General features: G+C 65.2%; 18 protein-coding genes and 1 other RNA gene. 16 read left to right on the top strand and 3 right to left on the bottom strand.

The features are described 5' to 3' along the window. Positions 1–6: 6 nt before the first annotated feature. The 14 genes from I0D00_RS21415 (at position 7) to I0D00_RS02330 (ending at position 12,960) form a co-directional block, all read left to right on the top strand. On the top strand, positions 7–201 hold the full coding sequence (locus I0D00_RS21415) for a Flp family type IVb pilin (protein WP_246533162.1): 195 nt from the start codon (positions 7–9) through the stop codon (positions 199–201). 28 nt (positions 202–229) lie between these two features. Then, a complete protein-coding gene (locus I0D00_RS02390) occupies positions 230–736 on the top strand; it encodes an A24 family peptidase (RefSeq protein WP_213638161.1) in 507 nt (168 codons plus the stop codon). A 28-nt stretch (positions 737–764) separates the two neighbouring features. Then, the gene (locus I0D00_RS02385) at positions 765–2,099 is read left to right on the top strand and encodes a P-loop NTPase family protein (RefSeq protein ID WP_213638160.1); all 1,335 of its coding nucleotides are present in this window, start codon (positions 765–767) and stop codon (positions 2,097–2,099) included. Positions 2,100–2,111: 12 nt separating this feature from the next. Further along, on the top strand, positions 2,112–2,924 hold the full coding sequence (gene cpaB / locus I0D00_RS02380) for a Flp pilus assembly protein CpaB (protein ID WP_213638159.1): 813 nt from the start codon (positions 2,112–2,114) through the stop codon (positions 2,922–2,924). Between the two features lie 79 nt (positions 2,925–3,003). Further along, the gene (locus I0D00_RS02375; protein ID WP_213638158.1) at positions 3,004–4,530 is read left to right on the top strand and encodes a type II and III secretion system protein family protein; all 1,527 of its coding nucleotides are present in this window, start codon (positions 3,004–3,006) and stop codon (positions 4,528–4,530) included. Between the two features lie 86 nt (positions 4,531–4,616). After that, positions 4,617–4,889 carry a hypothetical protein gene (locus I0D00_RS02370; protein ID WP_213638157.1) on the top strand — a complete coding sequence of 91 codons (273 nt, stop codon included), beginning with the start codon at positions 4,617–4,619 and terminating at the stop codon, positions 4,887–4,889. Between the two features lie 21 nt (positions 4,890–4,910). Beyond that, positions 4,911–6,233, top strand: coding sequence for a TadE/TadG family type IV pilus assembly protein (locus I0D00_RS02365; protein WP_246533161.1), 1,323 nt, complete (start codon positions 4,911–4,913; stop codon positions 6,231–6,233). 87 nt (positions 6,234–6,320) lie between these two features. Then, positions 6,321–6,791: a TadE/TadG family type IV pilus assembly protein gene (locus tag I0D00_RS02360; protein WP_213638156.1), complete on the top strand. Its 471-nt coding sequence runs from the start codon at positions 6,321–6,323 to the stop codon at positions 6,789–6,791. Continuing rightward, the gene (locus tag I0D00_RS02355; RefSeq protein ID WP_213638155.1) at positions 6,791–7,279 is read left to right on the top strand and encodes a TadE/TadG family type IV pilus assembly protein; all 489 of its coding nucleotides are present in this window, start codon (positions 6,791–6,793) and stop codon (positions 7,277–7,279) included. The genes I0D00_RS02360 and I0D00_RS02355 overlap by 1 nt, the downstream gene beginning before the upstream one ends. Then, positions 7,273–8,493 carry an AAA family ATPase gene (locus tag I0D00_RS02350; RefSeq protein WP_213638154.1) on the top strand — a complete coding sequence of 407 codons (1,221 nt, stop codon included), beginning with the start codon at positions 7,273–7,275 and terminating at the stop codon, positions 8,491–8,493. The genes I0D00_RS02355 and I0D00_RS02350 overlap by 7 nt, the downstream gene beginning before the upstream one ends. A gap of 3 nt (positions 8,494–8,496) precedes the next feature. Continuing rightward, the gene (locus I0D00_RS02345; protein ID WP_213638153.1) at positions 8,497–9,930 is read left to right on the top strand and encodes a TadA family conjugal transfer-associated ATPase; all 1,434 of its coding nucleotides are present in this window, start codon (positions 8,497–8,499) and stop codon (positions 9,928–9,930) included. After that, positions 9,927–10,913 (top strand): type II secretion system F family protein, encoded by a 987-nt coding sequence (locus I0D00_RS02340; RefSeq protein WP_213638152.1) that lies wholly within the window; start codon positions 9,927–9,929, stop codon positions 10,911–10,913. The genes I0D00_RS02345 and I0D00_RS02340 overlap by 4 nt, the downstream gene beginning before the upstream one ends. Positions 10,914–10,943: 30 nt before the next feature. Then, a complete protein-coding gene (locus tag I0D00_RS02335; RefSeq protein WP_213638151.1) occupies positions 10,944–11,912 on the top strand; it encodes a type II secretion system F family protein in 969 nt (322 codons plus the stop codon). Between the two features lies 1 nt (position 11,913). Next, positions 11,914–12,960: a tetratricopeptide repeat protein gene (locus tag I0D00_RS02330; protein WP_213638150.1), complete on the top strand. Its 1,047-nt coding sequence runs from the start codon at positions 11,914–11,916 to the stop codon at positions 12,958–12,960. Positions 12,961–13,035: 75 nt separating this feature from the next. Here I0D00_RS02330 and I0D00_RS02325 read toward each other — a convergent pair whose 3' ends face one another. Then, entirely contained in the window at positions 13,036–13,314 is a 279-nt protein-coding gene (locus tag I0D00_RS02325; protein ID WP_213638149.1) for an HU family DNA-binding protein, read from the bottom strand. A gap of 286 nt (positions 13,315–13,600) precedes the next feature. Between I0D00_RS02325 and ffs the strand changes: the two genes are divergently transcribed. Continuing rightward, positions 13,601–13,697: signal recognition particle sRNA small type (gene ffs, locus I0D00_RS02320), an RNA gene on the top strand. Between the two features lie 419 nt (positions 13,698–14,116). On the opposite strand, the gene I0D00_RS02315 is transcribed toward ffs, so the two are convergent. Both I0D00_RS02315 and I0D00_RS02310 read right to left on the bottom strand, forming a co-directional pair. Next, positions 14,117–14,404 (bottom strand): DUF3509 domain-containing protein, encoded by a 288-nt coding sequence (locus I0D00_RS02315; protein ID WP_213638148.1) that lies wholly within the window; start codon positions 14,402–14,404, stop codon positions 14,117–14,119. A gap of 72 nt (positions 14,405–14,476) precedes the next feature. After that, complete coding sequence (locus I0D00_RS02310) at positions 14,477–14,698, bottom strand: hypothetical protein (RefSeq protein ID WP_213638147.1); 222 nt, start codon at positions 14,696–14,698, stop codon at positions 14,477–14,479. A gap of 463 nt (positions 14,699–15,161) precedes the next feature. Here I0D00_RS02310 and dnaX point away from each other — a divergent pair, with 463 nt between their 5' ends. Next, the gene (dnaX, locus tag I0D00_RS02305; RefSeq protein WP_213638146.1) at positions 15,162–17,234 is read left to right on the top strand and encodes a DNA polymerase III subunit gamma/tau; all 2,073 of its coding nucleotides are present in this window, start codon (positions 15,162–15,164) and stop codon (positions 17,232–17,234) included. The last annotated feature ends 55 nt before the right edge of the window (positions 17,235–17,289 follow it).

Raw genomic sequence — 17,289 nt, 5'->3', positions numbered from 1 at the left:
GGCGAAATGACTTTTCAAGCAATCAAGACTTCGGTGATGAAGTTCGTAAAAGACGAAGAGGGTCTGACCATCGTGGAATATGCGGTGGCGGGGGGGCTGGTAACTGTAGGGGTTGTCGCTGCATTTGTACTTCTAGGCGGCGCTGTAGATACCAATATCAGGACCTTGTGTGGAGCCATTACTAACTCTGCTCCGTGCTAGTGCGACAGTTCCTGAGAGAGATGCAGCGATGTCCATGGAGCAGATGGTCCCCGTCATTGTGCTGCTAGGGCTGCTGGGCATAGCGGTGGTGAGCGATCTACGTCGCCACCGCATCCCCAACTTCCTGGTCGCGCTGGGCCTCGCGTTGGGGCTGGCCGGCCAGGCTTATTCGGGCGGGTTCGGCGGACTGGGCGATGGGACGCTGGGGCTGCTGGTCGGCTTCGGGGTGTTTCTTCCGCTCTACGCCCTGGGCGGCATGGCCGCCGGCGACGTCAAGCTGATGGCCATGGTCGGCGCCTTTCTTACTCCGAGTGGCGCGCTCTGGGCGGCGCTGTTCAGCCTGATGGCCGGTGGTCTGTGCGGCTTTCTGCTGGTGTTGTTGCGCGGGCAACTGCTGCAGACGCTGTCGCGCTACGGCTTGATGCTCAGGGCCCGGGCCTATCTGGCACCGGCGGCGGACGAAGTGGCCGGCAAGCCCTTTCCTTATTCGATGGCAATTTTGCTGGGCACCTTGGCCAGTCTGTATTGGCTGTAGATCGCTCACTGACCCCGGGAGGCCAACCATGTACGCCATCAGCGACAGCGACGCCTACCCCAGCCAGCGCGAGGCGGTGCAGCGACTGGCCCCGCAACCGCGAACGGTGCGCGAGACCGGCCTGGCAGACAGCTTCCTCGGTGACCTGGTGTGCAAGCACCTGCACGATGCCGGCGTGCTGGATATGCCGCGGTTGGTGGAGCGCCTGGCGCTGACCGGTTCGGTGCTCGAAGAGGTGCTCGGCTTCCTGCGCAAGGATGGTCGCATCGAAGTGCTGGGGCAGGCGGGAGGTGCGAGCGGTGGCCAGGCGCTGCGCTACGGTTTGACCGAGCGCGGTCGCAGCAGCGCCCGCGACGCCCTGGCCCGCAGCGGCTATATCGGCGCGGCGCCCTACCCGGTGAGCAGCTACCGCTCCCTGCTCAAGCTGCAGACCATCCACCACGGTCGTATCACCGCCAGCGATATGCACGCGGCCTTCGCCGAGGTGGTGCTGTCGCAGGCCATGCTCGATCAACTGGGGGCGGCGATGAATTCCGGCCGGGCCGTGATGATCTATGGCCCGGCGGGTACCGGCAAGACCTATATCAGCTCGCGGCTGATCGGGCTGTTCGCCGAGGCGGTCTGGGTGCCTCATGCCATCGCGATCAACGAGGCGGTGGTGGAGATCTACGACCCGCAGGTGCATCAGCGCCTGGAGGATCAGGGCCAGCAAAAGAACCTGATGCTCAACCAGGGCATCGATCGCCGCCTGCTGTGCTGCAGGCGCCCGGTGGTGATCACCGGCGGCGAACTGAGCATGGAGCAGTTGGACATCCGCTACGACCCCTTCAGCCGTCAATACCAGGCGCCGTTGCAGCTCAAGGCCAGCAACGGCCTGTTCATCATCGACGACATGGGCCGTCAGCGCGTCGAGCCGGCGCAGCTGCTCAACCGCTGGATAGTGCCGATGGAGGAGAAGCGCGACTTCCTCAACCTCGGCGGCGGCCGCCACTGCGAGCTGCCCTTCGACCTGATCCTGGTGTTCTCGACCAATCTCAACCCGCTGGAGCTGGCCGACGAGGCCTTCCTGCGGCGCATCGGCTACAAGCTGCACTTCGACTACCTCACGCCCGATCAATACACGCGCATCTGGCGCCAGGAGTGCGAGCGCCTGGGCATCGCCTACGACGAGGCATTGCTGGGCTTCGTACTGCAGGGCTTGTACGAGGCCGAGGGGATGCCGCTGGTGCCCTGCCACCCCCGCGACCTGCTCGGCATGGCGCTGGATCGCCAGCGCTACCAAGACGGCGCCGGCCCGCTGTCGCCAGGCGAACTGGAATGGGCCTGGCGCAACTACTTCGTTCAGCTCGACTTTCTCGGCTAAGGAGATACTGACATGAGTGCGCGAACTCTTTCCCTGGTGGCTCTTTCCCTGGTGCTCGGTCTTGGCGCGGCGTGGATGGCCAACAACTGGCTCAGCGCCCGGCTGAACGCCAGCCCGGACGACAACCTGCAGAACGTGGTGGTGGCCACCGTGGAGATACCCTTCGGCCAGATGGTCGAGGCCCAGCACGTGACCCTGGTGCCCATGCCCAAGGGCACGGCGCCGGACGATGCCTTCGACGCCCCCGACAAGGTGGTGGGCAAGATCGCCACCTTCGGCATGCTGCGCGGCGACATAGTGCGCGGTGCGCGGTTGGCCGAGCACCTGGGCGGCAGCACCCTGGCCTCGCTGATCGAGTCGAACAAGCGCGCCATCTCGGTGCGGGTGGACGATGTGGTCGGGGTCGGCGGCTTCCTGTTGCCGGGCAACCGGGTCGATGTCCTGGCCACGCGCAAGGTCGGCAATAACAGCAACGCCGAGTCGAAGACCATCCTCGAAGACCTGCGGGTGCTGGCGGTCGACCAGACCGCCAGTACCGACAAGACCCAGCCGGTGGTGGTGCGCGCGGTAACGCTGGAGATGACCAGCGAAGAGGCCGAGGTGCTGGTCAAGGCGCAGACCGAAGGCAAGCTGCAACTGGCCCTGCGCAACCCGCTGAACGACGAGAAGAAGCCGGAGGCCGTCGAGAAGCCGGCGGTGGTCGCGGCGCCGGCGCCGGCACCTAGTCCGGCCCCGGTGAAGCGCGTGGTGCGGCGCAGCTCCGGCGGCGGAGGCGTGACCATCATTCGTGGCACCGAGGTGAAGGTGGCCAAGGTGCATCTCTAGGAGTTGCTTGCCACCGGCACATGGCCGGCTAGCCTTCGGACGTGGTCGAGCAAAAGACCTTTCAGGCAAGGAGAAGGACATGCAAAGCATTCGGAAAATCGCTTGCGCGTTGGTGCTGCTCGGTACCTGCTCGCCGCTCGTGCCCCTGATGGCGGCGGAAACGTCGCCTGGGGTCGCAGCCATGCCGGCGGCCAACACCAGCAACGTCCAGGTGCCGATCTACAAGTCGCGGATACTCACCACCCGCGCACCGGTCAAGAAGGTCTCGGTGGGCAACCCGGAGATCGCCGACATCCTGATTACCAGCCCCTCCGAGGTCTACCTGCTCGGACGCTCCCTGGGCAGCACCAACGTGCTGCTCTGGGATGGCAGGAACCGCCTGATCGACAGCCTCGACCTCGAGGTGGTGCACGACCTCGGTGGATTGAAGGGCAAGCTGCATCAACTGATGCCCAACGAGCGCATCGAGGTGTTCAGCGCCCAGGGCGCGCTGGTGCTGCGCGGCCAGGTGAGCAGCGCGGCGGCGGCGGATACCGCGGTCAAGCTGGCCAAGACCTACACCGCGCAGACCGCCAGCGTGGTCCAGGGCGAGGGTGAGGCAGCCGCCGCGGCGCCCACCCAGTCGCTGGAAGTGATCAATCTGTTGACCGTCGGCGGCAGCCAGCAGGTGATGCTGGAGGTCAAGGTGGCGGAGATGCAGCGCAGCCTGGTCAAGAGCCTCAACGTGCGCTTCAACGCGCTGGACTTCGGCTCATCCAGCCGTTGGTCCGGTGGCGGCTTCAACGGCGGAGTCGGGCCTGGCGGCATCCCGATCGGCCTGGTTCCCGATCCGCTGAACGACGGCTTTATCATTCCCGATCCGACCAGCCTGATCGGCAGCGGCAAGGGCATCTTCGCCCAGTTCCTCTCGGACGAATTCCTCTTCAACGTGGTGCTGGAGGCGTCCAAGGACAACGGCTCGGCCAAGGTGCTGGCGGAGCCGACCCTGACCACCCTGACCGGGCAGCAGGCGGAATTCATCTCCGGCGGCGAGTTCCCCATCCCGGTATCCGACGAGGATGGCATCACCATCGAGTTCAAGGAGTTCGGCGTGGGGGTCAAGTTCCTCCCGGTGGTGCTCGACTCCGGGCGCATCAACCTCAACCTGAATGTCTCGGTCAGCGAGCTGGTGGCGGCCAATAGCCTGGTGGTGCAGACGGGGGACGCCGTAGAGACATCATTGTTGGTGCCGGCACTGACCAAGCGCAGCGCGCAGTCCACCGTGGAACTGGGCAACGGCCAGACCATCGCCATCGCCGGTCTGATCAGCGAGAACACCCGCGACTTCGTCAGCCGCTTCCCCGGCCTGGGCGACATACCGGTGCTCGGCCACCTGTTTCGCAGCCAGGAGTTCGTCAATGGCGAAACCGAGCTGGTGATCCTGGTGACGCCGCATCTGGCCAAGCCGATAGACGCCAGAAGCGTGCGCCTGCCCACCGAGAAGTTCGTCGAACCGAGCGACCTGGATTTCTACCTGCTCGGCAAGACCAAGGGACGCCAACCGGGGCGGCGGGTGCCTGTCAGCCTCGGGGTCAGCGAGGGCAATTTCGGTCATGACCTGAATTAGCGGCTACGGGAGCAAGCGCTTGCGGGTGACGGGTGAGTGCCTGCAAAGCAGGCCGCCGCGATATCGAATTATTGGAGGCAGCGAAGATGAAAACCATGATTCCCCTGTGCACGCTGGCATTCGCCCTGGGCGGTTGCATGACCTATGAGGAGGGGCGGGTAGGGCCGCTCGGCAGCACGGTCTACGACGTGCACTACCAGCAGATCGCCGACAAGCAGCAGGCGGCGGCCCCCGGTACCGAGGTCTCCGCGACCGGCAGCGACGGCCCGTTGACGGAAAAGGTCATGGATGGCTATCGCGGGGTGACCGGCGATGCGCAGCAGGTCGGCCAGCCAATCCAGATCAACATCAATAACTGAGGGCGGATCATGAACCCCCGTATGCAACGGCCCCGCGCGTTGCCGCATCGGCAGCGGGGCGCGGTGATGGTGCTGATCGTGGTGGCGCTGGCATCCATGCTGCTGATGTCCGCCCTGGCGCTGGACGGTGGGCACATGCTGCTGAACAAGGCGCGGCTGCAGAATGCGGTGGACGCCGCGGCTCTCAGCGGTGCCAAGACCCTGAGTCAGGTCATGGGCACCGGGAACGCGTCCAGTCAGACGCGGGATGCCGCATTGAATACCCTGTCGCTCAATGCCAACGCCAGTGGCAACGGCGAGCTGGCGGCGGCCATCACGGCGGCCGGCGGCGTCGGTGCTTTCGCGCAGGTGGAGTTGGCCACCGATGTCGAAGGGCCGTTCGCCTTCCCCGGGCCGGTGGATGCCCGTTTCGTGCGGGTAACGGTGGCGGACTACGCGTTGCCCGGCTTCTTCTGGGGTTTCGCCCAGGCGTTCGGCGCGGGCGGCCTCGCCGACAAGGCGGTGGCGGCCATCGCCACTGCCGGGCCGAGCCAGACCGCGCCCTGCGATCTGGCGCCCTTGCTGGTTTGTGGTGATGAGAACCAGTACGACCCGGGTACGGGCATGTTCTGGGGCTACCGCTTTGGCGACCTGGAGGTGTTGAAGAGTGCGGCGGGCAACGCCCCGGCGATCGGCCCCGGCAACTTCCAGTTGATCCGCCTGGGCGACAACACCGGCGCGGCGGATATCCGCGAGGCCCTGGCCGGGGGCATCGATCAGTGCCTGACCCCGGGCGAGCCGGTGGAAACCGAGCCGGGCAATACCGTCGGGCCGGTGGCCCAGGGGCTGAACACCCGCTTCGGCCAGTACTCCGGGCCGATCAGCCCCGGCGACTATCCGCCGGACAAGGTGATCAGTTTCACCACACCGCGGATGACCTACAACGATAGCACCTCGCCCCCGCAGGTGGAGCACCAGAACCAGCCGGTCACCTCGAACGACGGCGACTTGGCGACGGCCAGCACGAGTCTGTACGACTACAACGACTGGCTGGAGAGCGTCGCCAACTGCCCCAGCGGCTGTGAGGCCAATGGCGTGCTCGAGCGTCGCCTGCTGAAGATAGTGGTGGGCAACTGCGATGGTGCCTCGGGCGGGCAGACCTCGGTGCCGGTATTGGGCTATGGCTGTTTCTTCCTGGTGCAGACGGTCAGCCAGCAGGGCAACCAGGCGCAGATCTTCGGCCAGTTCGTCATGGATTGCGCCGGCGATAGCGTGCCGGGGCCCGTGGTGGATGACGTGGGGCCGAAGATCATCCAGCTGTACAAGACCTATCTGACGCCCACGACGCCGAGCCCCGATTCCTAGGTGGGCAGGCTGCCGCGCCTGCAGGGCCGGATGCGTGGGACCTGCAGGGGCCGAGGGCCGGGACCATTACCTGAAGAGAGGTGTGCGATGAGCAACAGGCCATCCAAACCGCTTCATAGCCAGCGTGGCGTGGCCATGGTGGAATTCGCGATCGCCTTGCCATTGCTGCTGTTGCTGTTGCTGGCTATCGGCGAGTTCGGCCGCCTGCTGTACCACTACAACAACCTGCTGCAGGCCAGCCGCGACGCCGGCCGTTACGTCGCCGGACAGGCCTGGAACGCCACGCTCGGGCAGATCGACCTGACCGGCGATCTGCAGACCAGGACCAAGAACGTCGCCGTCTACGGTGTGCCGGCCAATCCGCGTGGCTATGCATCGGTGGTGCCGAATCTGGCGCCGAGTGACGTACAGGTCAGCTCGGTGGGCGCCGAACACGTGCGGGTGAGCATCTCCTACACCTTTCGCCCGGTGGTCGGCAATTCGTTGCCGACCTTCTTCGGTTCGTCGATTCCCTTGAACATCGCGCTGAACTCCACCGTGGTCATGAGGGCGCTGTGATGGACAAGAAACGTATGCAGGGCGTCTATGTGGTGGAGTTCGCCATCATCGGCCTGCTGCTGTTCACCCTGCTGTTCGGCATCCTGGAGATGGGCCGACTGCTGTTCACCGTCAATGCCCTGGACGAGGTGGTACGCCGGGGCGCACGGCTGGCGGCGGTGTGCGCCATCAGCGACGAGACGATAGTGAAGCGGCGGGCGATCTTCAATGATGCCGGGGACGGCAGCGCCAGCAGCCTGGTCGCCAACCTGCAAACCTCCGACCTGACGCTGACCTACCTGGATGAGAACGGCGCCGTGGTGAACAACCCCGGTGATCCTGCCAACCTGAGTTCCATCCGTTTCGTTGAGCTGAGTGTCGAGAGCTTTCCCTTCACCTTGTTGATCCCGCCACCGCTGGGTGGCGACGTTACCTTACCGGTATTCAGGGCGATCTTGCCCCGCGAAAGCCTCGGCTCAGATGGCGAGGGTGGAGACACATCATGCTGACATCGAGAGAAGTTCCGACGGCAATCCGAGCGCCGGATAAGCAGAAAATGCAGCTACTGATCAGCAGCCGCGACGCTGCGGCGCTGACTCACCTGAAGGCCCTGAGCGAACGCCTGCCCAGCCTGCAGGTGACCACGCGGCTGGTCAGCAACGGCCATACCGATCCACTGTTTGGCTTGGAGCGGATGCCCGATTTCCTGCTGCTGCGAGTCAGCCATCTGTGGCGCGAGGAGTTGGCCGCCCTGCTGCAGCGGCCGGCCCAGGAGCGACCACCGTTCCTGATCTGTGGTCCGTTGGAGGAACATGAGGGGATTCGTCTGGCGATGCAGGCCGGTGCCCGGGATTTCCTGCCCGAGCCGGTGGCCGCCGACGAGCTGCTGGCCGCCCTGGAGCGGATGATTCAGGAGACCCATGCCGGGCAGGCGGTCGGCGGCAAGCTGGTGGCGGTGATGAACGCCAAGGGCGGTTCGGGCGCCACCCTGCTGGCCTGCAACCTGGCTCACCAGCTCAGCGCGCGAGGCGGCAGCACCCTGTTGCTGGATCTGGACCTGCAGTTCGGCAGCGTCGCCCACTGCCTGGATGTGGTGCCGGCGCACAGCCATGTGGAGGTCATGCAGCAGATCGATGAGATGGACAGCGTCGCCTTGCGCGGCTTCTGCAGCCATTTCAGCCCGAACCTGCATGTGCTGGGTGGACGGGCCGGGGAGTTGTGCTTGGCCCAGGATGTACGTCTCGAGCAGTTGGAGGCCCTGTTGCGCCTGGCGCGCAGCACCTACGACTGGGTGGTGGTGGACCTGCCGCGGCAGATCGATCACCTCACCGGCGTCACCCTGGAACAGGCCGATCGGGTCTACATCCTGCTGCAGCAGAGCCTCAGCCACCTGAAGGACGCCACCCGTCTGGTGCGCATCATGCGCGACGAACTGGGGGTGCAGAACAACCGCTTCCAGGTGGTGGTCAACCGCTACGACAAGGCCTCGCCGGTCAGCCTGCAGGACATCGCCGAGGCGCTGCGTTGCACGGAGCTGCAGAAGCTCCCCAACGACTATGCAGTGGTCAGCGAAAGTCAGAACACCGGGGTGCCGCTGGAGCTGCATGCGCCGCGGGCGCCGCTGACCCTCGGCATGCGCGAGCTGAGCCAGGCCCTGCTCGGCACCAAGGCAGCCGAGCAGGGTTTGCTGAAACGTACCTTCGGCCGACTGTTCAGGGGATAGACCATGCTCAGTGAATTTCGTAATCGACTGCGCCAGCAGCCCGCCAAGCACTCGAAGGCAGACGCGCAGGAGGCCCTCGCCGAAGGCGCCGCCGCGGCGCCTATGGCCTGGGAGGGCAGCGCGCCGGACACCCTCTATGAGACCAGGTCCAGATTGAATCCGATGGAAAGCGAGTGGCGGGAGAAGATCTATCAGCAGCTGCTCAAGGTCATGGACCTGTCGCTGCTCGACTCCCTCGAGCCCGCCGATGCCGGGCGGCAGATCCGCGAACTGAGCCAGCGCCTGCTCGACGAGCATTCGGCGCCGGTGAGCGTCAGCAGCCGCCAGCTGATCATCAAGCAGATCACCGACGAGGTGCTCGGGCTCGGGCCGCTGGAGCCGCTGCTGGCCGATCACAGCGTGTCGGACATTCTGGTCAACGGCCACGCCTCGGTCTATGTCGAGCGCCACGGCAAGTTGCAGCGCACCGATGTGCGCTTTCGCGACGATCAGCATCTGCTGAACATCATCGACCGTATCGTTTCCAACCTGGGCCGGCGTATCGACGAGTCCTCGCCGCTGGTGGACGCGCGCCTGAAGGACGGCTCGCGGGTCAATGCGATCATCCCGCCGCTGGCCATCGACGGGCCGAGCATGTCGATCCGTCGTTTCGCGGTGGACCTGCTCAATGCCGAGAGCCTGGTGCAGATGGGCACCCTGACTCCGGCCATCGCCCTGGTGCTCAAGGCCATCGTGCGCGGACGCCTGAACGTGCTGGTGTCCGGCGGTACCGGCACCGGCAAGACCACCATGCTCAACGTCCTGTCCAGCTTCATTCCGCACAACGAACGGATCGTCACCATCGAGGACTCGGCCGAACTGCAACTGCAGCAGCCGCACGTGGTGCGCCTGGAAACCCGGCCGCCGAATATCGAGGGGCGTGGCGAGGTCAACCAGCGTGAGTTGGTGCGCAACAGCCTGCGCATGCGCCCGGACCGCATCGTCATAGGCGAGGTGCGTGGCGCCGAGGCGCTGGACATGCTCACGGCGATGAACACCGGCCACGACGGCTCGCTGACCACCATCCACGCCAATACCGCGCGTGATGCCCTGGGGCGTATCGAGAACATGGTGTCGATGACCGGCGCGACCTTTCCGATCAAGGCCCTGCGCCAGCAGATCGCCTCGGCCATCGATGTGGTGATCCAGTTGGAGCGCCAGGAAGACGGCAAGCGGCGCCTGGTCAGCGTGCAGGAGATCAACGGCATGGAGGGCGAGATCATCACCATGACCGAGATATTCGGCTTCGTTCGCCGTGGCATCGGCGAGCAGGGCGAAGTGCTTGGCGATTACCGGCCGACCGGCATGGTGCCGGCGTTCCGCGATGTGCTGGCCAAGCGTGGCATCGAGCTACCGCTCAACCTGTTTCGCCCGGAATGGATGGAGGCTCAGTCATGAACCAGATTCCCAGCGAATTCATCCTGGCCTTCCTCGGCATGGTGTTCGCCGCGGTGTTCCTGCTCAGCCAGGGGCTGGTGGTGCCGGTATTCGGTGAAGCGGGGAAGGTGCGCAAACGTATCAGGTCGCGCCTGCATGTGCTGGAGCATGCCAGCAACCTGCCGAACATGCAGACGGTGCTGCGGCAGAAATACTTGCGGCGCCTGTCGCCCCTGGAGGCCCGGCTGGAACAGTTGCCGGCCATGGAGGCCCTGGCGCAGATGATCGAGCAGGCCGGACACGGCTATCGCGCCTACCGCGTGCTGTTGCTCGGGCTGCTGCTGGGCGTGGCGGCCGGCGTGCTGCTGTGGCTGTTCACTCGGCTCTGGTGGTTGGCGCTGCCGGTTGCCCTGATTGTTTGCTGGTTGCCGGTGCTGAAGATCGCCAGCGACCGCGGCAAGCGTTTCGCCCAGTTCGAGGAGGGCCTGCCGGACGCCCTGGACGCGATGTGCCGTGCCCTGCGCGCCGGCCATCCGTTCAACGAGACCCTGCAACTGGTGGCCGAGGAGCACAAGGGGCCGGTGGCCCACGAGTTCGGCCTGACCTTCGCCGATATCAACTACGGCAACGACGTGCGCCGGGCCATGCTCGGCCTGCTCGAGCGGATGCCGAGCATGACCGTGATGATGCTGGTGACCTCGGTGCTGATCCACCGCGACACCGGCGGCAACCTGACCGAGGTACTGGAGCGCTTGAGCAGTCTCATCCGCGGGCGCTTCCGCTTCCAGCGCAAGGTCAAGACCCTGTCGGCCGAGGGGCGCATGTCCGCCTGGGTGTTGGTGGCCGTACCGTTCGTGCTGGCGGCGGCGATCGTGATCTCTAGCCCGACCTATCTGCCCCTGTTGATCAAGGAGCCCATCGGCCAGAAGCTGGTGATGGCGGCCTTCGTCGCCATGCTCGTCGGGATCTTCTGGATCCGCAAGATCATCAGGATCCAAGTCTAACCGCTGGCGGTAGCGCGGGAGGTGCTCGTCATGGACTATCTGCTAAGCCTGCTCAATCGAGTAGTAGAGAACGAGGAAATGGCCCGCATGCTGTTCGTCGGCGCCATTGGCCTGAGCGTGGTGCTCGTCCTGGTCGCCGTGAGCCTGCTGGTGATCGGTTTGCAGGATCCGCTGCAGCGTCGCCTGGCCTTGATCAAGCGCGGGCATGGCGGGGAGGGCGATGGGCAGGAGACGCCGAGCAACCTGCAGCTCATGCTGGAGCAGGTCGGCCAGCGCTTCACCTCCGCCGAGGACGGGCGGGATTCGGCGACGCGGACTCTGCTGATGCATGCCGGTTATCGCTCGCCTGCGGCGGTGCAGACATACTGGGCCGTGCGCCTGCTGGCACCGCTGGTACTGACAGGCCTGACGCTGCTGGCGTTGCCATTGATCCCCAAACTGTCCCTGCTGATGGGCGTCGGCCTGGTGGCGGGGGGCGCCGCGGTCGGCTGGCTGGTACCGGCCATCTATGTCGACAAGCGCAAGCAGGCGCGCATGACGCGGCTGCTGGTGGCTTTCCCCGATGCCCTGGACCTGATGGTGGTGTGCGTGGAGTCGGGCCTGGCGCTGCCCCAGGCCATCGAGCGGGTGGCCGACGAGATGGCCGTGAGCCAGCCGGAGCTGGCGGTGGAGCTGGCCCTGGTCAATGCCGAGATCCGTGCCGGCATCCCCAGCACCGAGGCGCTCAAGCACCTGGCCGAGCGCACTGGGCTGGAGGACATCCAGGGACTGGTCAGCCTGCTGGCACAGAGCATCCGCTTCGGCACCAGCGTCGCCGCCACCCTGCGCATCTATGCCGAGGAGTTTCGCGATCGGCGTACCCAGAAAGCCGAGGAAACGGCGGCGAAGATCGGCACGAAGCTGGTATTCCCACTAATCTTGTGCCTGTGGCCGAGCTTTTTCCTGGTGGCCATAGGCCCGGCCATCGTCGGGGTGCTCAAAGTCTTCGGGAAGGTATGAGATGAAAAGGATCGGACTGCTGTTGGGCACGATGGCCGTGCTGTCGGGGTGTCAGACCATGGGGCCGGAATCGACGATCGATAGCCGTGCGGTCTACAGGGGCGACAACTCGCTGCTCTACCAAGTGAAGAAACAGACCAATTCGCCCGATCAGGCCATGCAGATGGCCGCCATGGCCTACCAGGCGGGCGATCTGGATCAGTCGCTGTTCCAGTACCTGCACGCCCTGGAGCTGGACCCGAAGCGCTATGCGGCGTTGGTCTGGGTCGGTCGCATCCACCGCGAGCGCGGCAATGCTCAACTCGCCGAGTTGGCCTTCGATGATGTGCTGACGAGCGATCCGGAGAACCTCGATGCTCTGGCGGAGAAGGGGCTCTTGAAGCTGGCCGGGCGCAACCATGAGGCCGCCGTCAAGCTGTTGTCCAAGGCGGTGGCCCTGGACCAGCGGCGCCAGGGACACGGTGATGGCCTTGATCCTGCGAATGTGACCGGACTCAAGGTGGACAGCCAGTCGCCGCTCAAGGTCTACAACGGGCTGGGGGTTCTTGCCGACCTGCGCAACGACTTCCTGCAGTCCGAGGCCTATTACCGCTTGGCCTTGTTGATCGATCCGCGCTCGGTGCTGGTGCAGAATAGCCTGGGCTACTCCTATTACCTGGACGGGCAGTGGTCCGAGGCCGAGCGGACCTACCAGCGTGGTATCGACTACGATGCCTCCTACCAGCCCTTGTGGCGCAACTACGGGTTGTTGCTGGCGCGGATGGAGCGATACGAAGAGGCGCTTTCCGCATTCGAGCAGATCGGGAATAGAGCCCAGGCCAGTAACGATGTCGGCTACATCTGTTTGGTGGAGGGTAAGCTGGATGTGGCCGAGCAGTTCTTTCGCAGCGCGATCGAACAATCGCCGGCGCATTACGCCGCGGCGTGGGAAAACCTCAATCGGATTCAGCAGGTCAGGCGCATTCGCCGACTCGGCGCCGGCCAGCCCCCCATCGACTCAGTTGCAGCGGTTCCGGGAGTCGAGGTGACCGCGGTAACTGCGCCTTGATGACTGTCAGTGACTCGGGTGGGCTGGCTTCGCGGCGAACTCACCCACCTTCGTGCGATGGCTTGCCGCTTTGACTTAGTTGATCGCGTCGGTCAGGGCCTTGGCCGGCACGTACTTGACCACCTTCTTCGCCGCGATCTCGATCGCCTTGCCCGTCTGCGGGTTGCGGCCGGTGCGGGCCGGACGTTCGCCGACCTTCAACTTGCCGATGCCAGGCAGGGTGATTTCGTCGCCATTTTCCAGGGCGTCGCTGACGATCTCGCTGAGTTGCTCGAGGGCAGCACGCACGGTGCTCTTCGGGGTGTCGATGGCTTCGGCGATATCGCTGATCAGCTGGTCTTTGGTCATGGCCATGTGGTACTCCTTGAATTGAGAGGTGGTGCTGTAGTGCCCCGCGCAGGGTACTGCGATTTCGCCTCGTTGGCACCGCCGGAAATGGCCCCGGTGCAAACGCGAGCGCCTTGTGAGCGGGCGGCAGGGCGGAAGTTCCACGGCAGACCAGTGGCTGCTCGTCGCCTCGCCAGTTCCGCAGGAGCCAGGGCATCGTTTTTTGCGCTAAGTGCTTGAAGCTGTTGTAAGTTCAGGCCAAGCCGGTACAATGGCGCGGCCCGCCGCCTGGTGGGCAGCGTTATGGTGGCCCTGCCGGTCCCCCCGCAACGATCAGCCGTGAACCCGGTCAGGCCCGGAAGGGAGCAGCCGCAGCGGTGACATTGTGTGCCGGGGTGTGGCTGGTGGGGTCCACCTCCAGTATATAAGATGCTGATTCTTAACGGTTTTTCACCCGATACCACGCAGTGGTACAAGGAGTGATACATCCGTGTCTACTCCCCCTTCCTATCTGCTGCTGTCCCGCCACTCGGTCTATTACTTCCGAATCGTGGTGCCGGATGTCATTCGCCTGTTGTTTCCCTGTCCGAGATAAGGCGCCCCCTGTAGGCCCGTAGCAGGCGAGAGGTGTTGGTCCGTTGTCGGGAGCTGCTGCCGCAGCTTCGGTCCATGTTTGTCGGGAACTTTCAGGGCATTAAGCCATCATTGGCGCCTCTGTGCGGGGCGGCTGGTGAGCGAGCGGTCGCGCGCGCTGGCGGGTTCGTGCGTGTGACCGTGTGCGCAACAAAAGGCCCCGCCTGGGCGGGGCCTTGTTGTTCGAGCGTTTGCCTCAGGCGCTGTGGTAGCTGAGCACGCTGTCCTGTTCCTTCAGTGCCTTGCGCATCTCTGCGGGAATATTGCCGGAGCGGACTGCCAGTTCCAGGCGAATGTCTTCCAGGCTCTGGGCGAAGGCCTGCGGGTCGCTCAGTTGAGTGGCGCTGAGCACTCGGCTGTAGGCGGTGGCGTCGCTTTCGTCGAGCAGGGAAAGGACGATGCTGCCGTCCGGGCGTGGATTGCTGAAGTTGGCGCGCAAGGGGGTGAACAGGCGATCGACGAGTTGCTGATTGGGGTTGTCCATGACCGTACTCTATCCTGAGGTGGATAAGAGCAGACCATGGAGCGAGCGTTAAGTTCAGCGGTGCCGCGCCGATCAGGCGCGCAATGTTTGGCGAGCGCGCCGTATCACCTGCTGCAGGGACTCGTCGCCGTACTGGCCCGGATACAGGCGTTGGCTGTGCTGGGCGATACCGGCATGGTTGACGATGGTGAAGCTGAAGCTGCCATTGCGGGCGGCGAGGATGCGGCAGTCGTGTGGGGCAAAGGCGCTGGAGAGCGTGTGCATGGCGGTTCTGAGTTGCTGTTGGGTATTCATTTCCGGGGGTGATTCCTGAACTGGCGGGCGCGTCATTGCGCAGAGTAATGCTCCAGGGAGCCGGCCCATCGGCCGGCAAGGTGAATCCGAGCGGAGCGAAGTTGCACGCGTGGCGGCCGAGCTGTCGGCGCGCGAGCGGGTCGGTACTTCGGTAGCAGGCTAGAGTCGGTGTTTGGCGCGACGGCCTGGTCAGTCTGCGGGTCGGTCCAGGTCGAGAGCTGTGCGGCATCTACGACAGGGGTAGATGCGCTCTTCGCTTGGTAATCCGCGAGGCCGGGAGGCCTGATTGACGTGCAGCGTGGTACGAACGCTGCGGATGGTAACCGACTGGTCAAATATTGGCCAGCTGATTTTCTACCGAGTGACGCGGCGGGCATTAGCGGGGCTGTGCATCGGATGCAATTTGCCCCATGCTCCGTTAGCATTAGCCCACTTCAATGCTTTCCTCTCGTGACGGGTTTCGATGAGTTATCAGGTTCTTGCACGCAAGTGGCGTCCGCGCTCGTTTCGCGAAATGGTCGGCCAGACCCATGTGCTCAAGGCGCTGATCAACGCCCTCGACAGCCAGCGGCTGCACCACGCCTACCTGTTCACCGGCACCCGCGGGGTGGGCAAGACCACCATCGCGCGGATCATCGCCAAGTGCCTGAATTGCGAGAACGGCATCAGCTCGACGCCCTGCGGCGTCTGCTCGATCTGCAAGGAGATCGACGAAGGGCGTTTCGTCGACCTGATCGAAGTCGACGCCGCCAGCCGCACCAAGGTCGAGGACACCCGCGAACTGCTGGACAACGTGCAGTACTCGCCGAGCCGTGGGCGCTTCAAGGTCTACCTGATCGACGAAGTGCACATGCTCTCGTCGCACTCGTTCAATGCTTTGCTCAAGACCCTGGAAGAGCCTCCGCCGCACGTCAAGTTCCTGCTGGCGACCACCGATCCGCAGAAACTGCCGGTGACCATCCTCTCGCGCTGCCTGCAGTTCTCCCTGAAGAACATGCCGCCGGAGCGGGTGGTCGAGCATCTCAGCCATGTGCTCGCCGCCGAAAGCATCCCCTTCGAGGCGGATGCCCTCTGGCTGCTCGGCCGTGCGGCCGATGGCTCGATGCGCGACGCCATGAGCCTGACCGACCAGGCCATTGCCTTCGGCGAGGGCAAGGTGCTGGCCGCCGATGTGCGGGCCATGCTCGGCACCCTGGACCACGGCCAGGTGTATGGCGTGTTGCACGCCCTGTTGGAGGGTGATGCGCGCGCCCTGATCGATGCGGTGCGTCATCTGGCCGAGCAGGGCCCGGACTGGAATGGCGTGCTGGCGGAGATGCTCAACGTGCTGCACCGCGTGGCCATCGCCCAGGCACTGCCGGAAGCGGTGGACAACGGCCAGGGCGATCGCGAGCGGGTGCTGCAGCTGGCCCAGGCGCTGCCGGCCGAGGACGTGCAGTTCTATTACCAGATGGGCCTGATCGGCCGCCGCGACCTGCCCCTGGCGCCGGACCCGCGCAGCGGCTTCGAGATGGTGCTGTTGCGCATGCTGGCGTTCCGCCCGGCGGACAGCGACGATGCGCCGAGGGTGGCGCTAAAGCCGCTAGGGATTAGCCAGGCCACTGCTGATCCCCGGAACAACCCAGTGGCCGACGCGGCCAGGATCGCGCCGGCTGTTGTCGCCCCTGTCCCTGCCGGCGAGTCCCAGGTGCCGATCACGGCGCCGGCAGCACCGCCCGAGCCGCAGCTGGCGGAGCAGCCGGCCGCTCCTGTAGGGGCGCCTGTCGAGCCTGAGGTCGCAGCGGAGTCCGCAGCGCCTACCGTGCCCGAGGCGCCTGCGACCGCGGCGGCCGCCGCGCCGGCGGTCACCGACCTGCCGTGGGAGGAGCAGGCTCCCCAGCCTATGCCCATCGCCCCCGCCCCGGTCGGTGCCGCGGCGCCGGCGGCTGCCGAGGTCGAGGCGGCACCTGTTCGAGCCGTCCCCGGGGGCGTGGCGCTGCAAACCGTCGACAGCGATGCGCCGGCCGAGGTCGAGGGCGAAGATGAACCGCCGCCGGGCGACTACGACTATGTGGAGATGGATGCCGAGTCCTTCGACTACGACTTCGCTTCAGTCGCCACCGCACAGCCGGCCGAGCCGGAGCCAACGGTCGCGGCGCAGCCGGCCACTGGCCTGGCCGCCGACTGGTTGGCGCTCTTCCCCCAGCTGGGGCTGTCCGGCATGACCGGGAGCATCGGGGCCAACTGCACGCTGATCTCAGCCGAGGGCGACAACTGGCTGCTGCACCTGGACCCGGGGCACAGCGCGCTGTTCAACGCGACCCAGCAGCGTCGCCTGAATGAGGCCCTGAACCAGCACCTGGGGCGTGAGCTGAAGCTGCAGATCGAGCTGCGCCAGCCCGAGCAGGAAACCCCGGCCCAGGCGGCGGCACGCAAGCGAGCCAGCCGTCAGCGCGAGGCCGAGGCGTCGATCCACAACGACCCGCTGGTACAACAGATGATCCAGCAGTTCGCCGCGAGCATCCGGGCGGACAGCATAGAACCGGTGGATACCTAGGGCCTGTATGGGGTGGCGGGCGTGGGAAACGCCCTTTACTGTGAACAGGTCGTAT

The sequence above is a fragment of the Pseudomonas lalucatii genome (assembly GCF_018398425.1).
In the GTDB taxonomy this organism is placed as follows: Bacteria; Pseudomonadota; Gammaproteobacteria; order Pseudomonadales; family Pseudomonadaceae; genus Aquipseudomonas; species Aquipseudomonas lalucatii.
Note: the sequence above shows the minus strand (reverse complement) of the source record. Positions and strands in the feature narration are given on the sequence as shown.

Excerpts from the sequence above, each read along its gene's own strand:
- I0D00_RS02330 (WP_213638150.1), top strand. The coding sequence starts at position 11,914 with ATGAAAAGGATCGGACTGCTGTTGGGCACGATGGCCGTGCTGTCGGGG.
- dnaX (WP_213638146.1), top strand. The coding sequence starts at position 15,162 with ATGAGTTATCAGGTTCTTGCACGCAAGTGGCGTCCGCGCTCGTTTCGC.
- I0D00_RS02370 (WP_213638157.1), top strand. The coding sequence starts at position 4,617 with ATGAAAACCATGATTCCCCTGTGCACGCTGGCATTCGCCCTGGGCGGT.
- I0D00_RS02335 (WP_213638151.1), top strand. The coding sequence starts at position 10,944 with ATGGACTATCTGCTAAGCCTGCTCAATCGAGTAGTAGAGAACGAGGAA.
- I0D00_RS02310 (WP_213638147.1), bottom strand. The coding sequence starts at position 14,698 with ATGAATACCCAACAGCAACTCAGAACCGCCATGCACACGCTCTCCAGC.
- I0D00_RS02375 (WP_213638158.1), top strand. The coding sequence starts at position 3,004 with ATGCAAAGCATTCGGAAAATCGCTTGCGCGTTGGTGCTGCTCGGTACC.
- I0D00_RS21415 (WP_246533162.1), top strand. The coding sequence starts at position 7 with ATGACTTTTCAAGCAATCAAGACTTCGGTGATGAAGTTCGTAAAAGAC.
- I0D00_RS02325 (WP_213638149.1), bottom strand. The coding sequence starts at position 13,314 with ATGGCCATGACCAAAGACCAGCTGATCAGCGATATCGCCGAAGCCATC.
- I0D00_RS02365 (WP_246533161.1), top strand. The coding sequence starts at position 4,911 with ATGCAACGGCCCCGCGCGTTGCCGCATCGGCAGCGGGGCGCGGTGATG.
- I0D00_RS02345 (WP_213638153.1), top strand. The coding sequence starts at position 8,497 with ATGCTCAGTGAATTTCGTAATCGACTGCGCCAGCAGCCCGCCAAGCAC.
- I0D00_RS02315 (WP_213638148.1), bottom strand. The coding sequence starts at position 14,404 with ATGGACAACCCCAATCAGCAACTCGTCGATCGCCTGTTCACCCCCTTG.
- I0D00_RS02390 (WP_213638161.1), top strand. The coding sequence starts at position 230 with ATGTCCATGGAGCAGATGGTCCCCGTCATTGTGCTGCTAGGGCTGCTG.
- I0D00_RS02360 (WP_213638156.1), top strand. The coding sequence starts at position 6,321 with ATGAGCAACAGGCCATCCAAACCGCTTCATAGCCAGCGTGGCGTGGCC.
- I0D00_RS02350 (WP_213638154.1), top strand. The coding sequence starts at position 7,273 with ATGCTGACATCGAGAGAAGTTCCGACGGCAATCCGAGCGCCGGATAAG.
- I0D00_RS02340 (WP_213638152.1), top strand. The coding sequence starts at position 9,927 with ATGAACCAGATTCCCAGCGAATTCATCCTGGCCTTCCTCGGCATGGTG.
- I0D00_RS02355 (WP_213638155.1), top strand. The coding sequence starts at position 6,791 with ATGGACAAGAAACGTATGCAGGGCGTCTATGTGGTGGAGTTCGCCATC.
- cpaB (WP_213638159.1), top strand. The coding sequence starts at position 2,112 with ATGAGTGCGCGAACTCTTTCCCTGGTGGCTCTTTCCCTGGTGCTCGGT.
- I0D00_RS02385 (WP_213638160.1), top strand. The coding sequence starts at position 765 with ATGTACGCCATCAGCGACAGCGACGCCTACCCCAGCCAGCGCGAGGCG.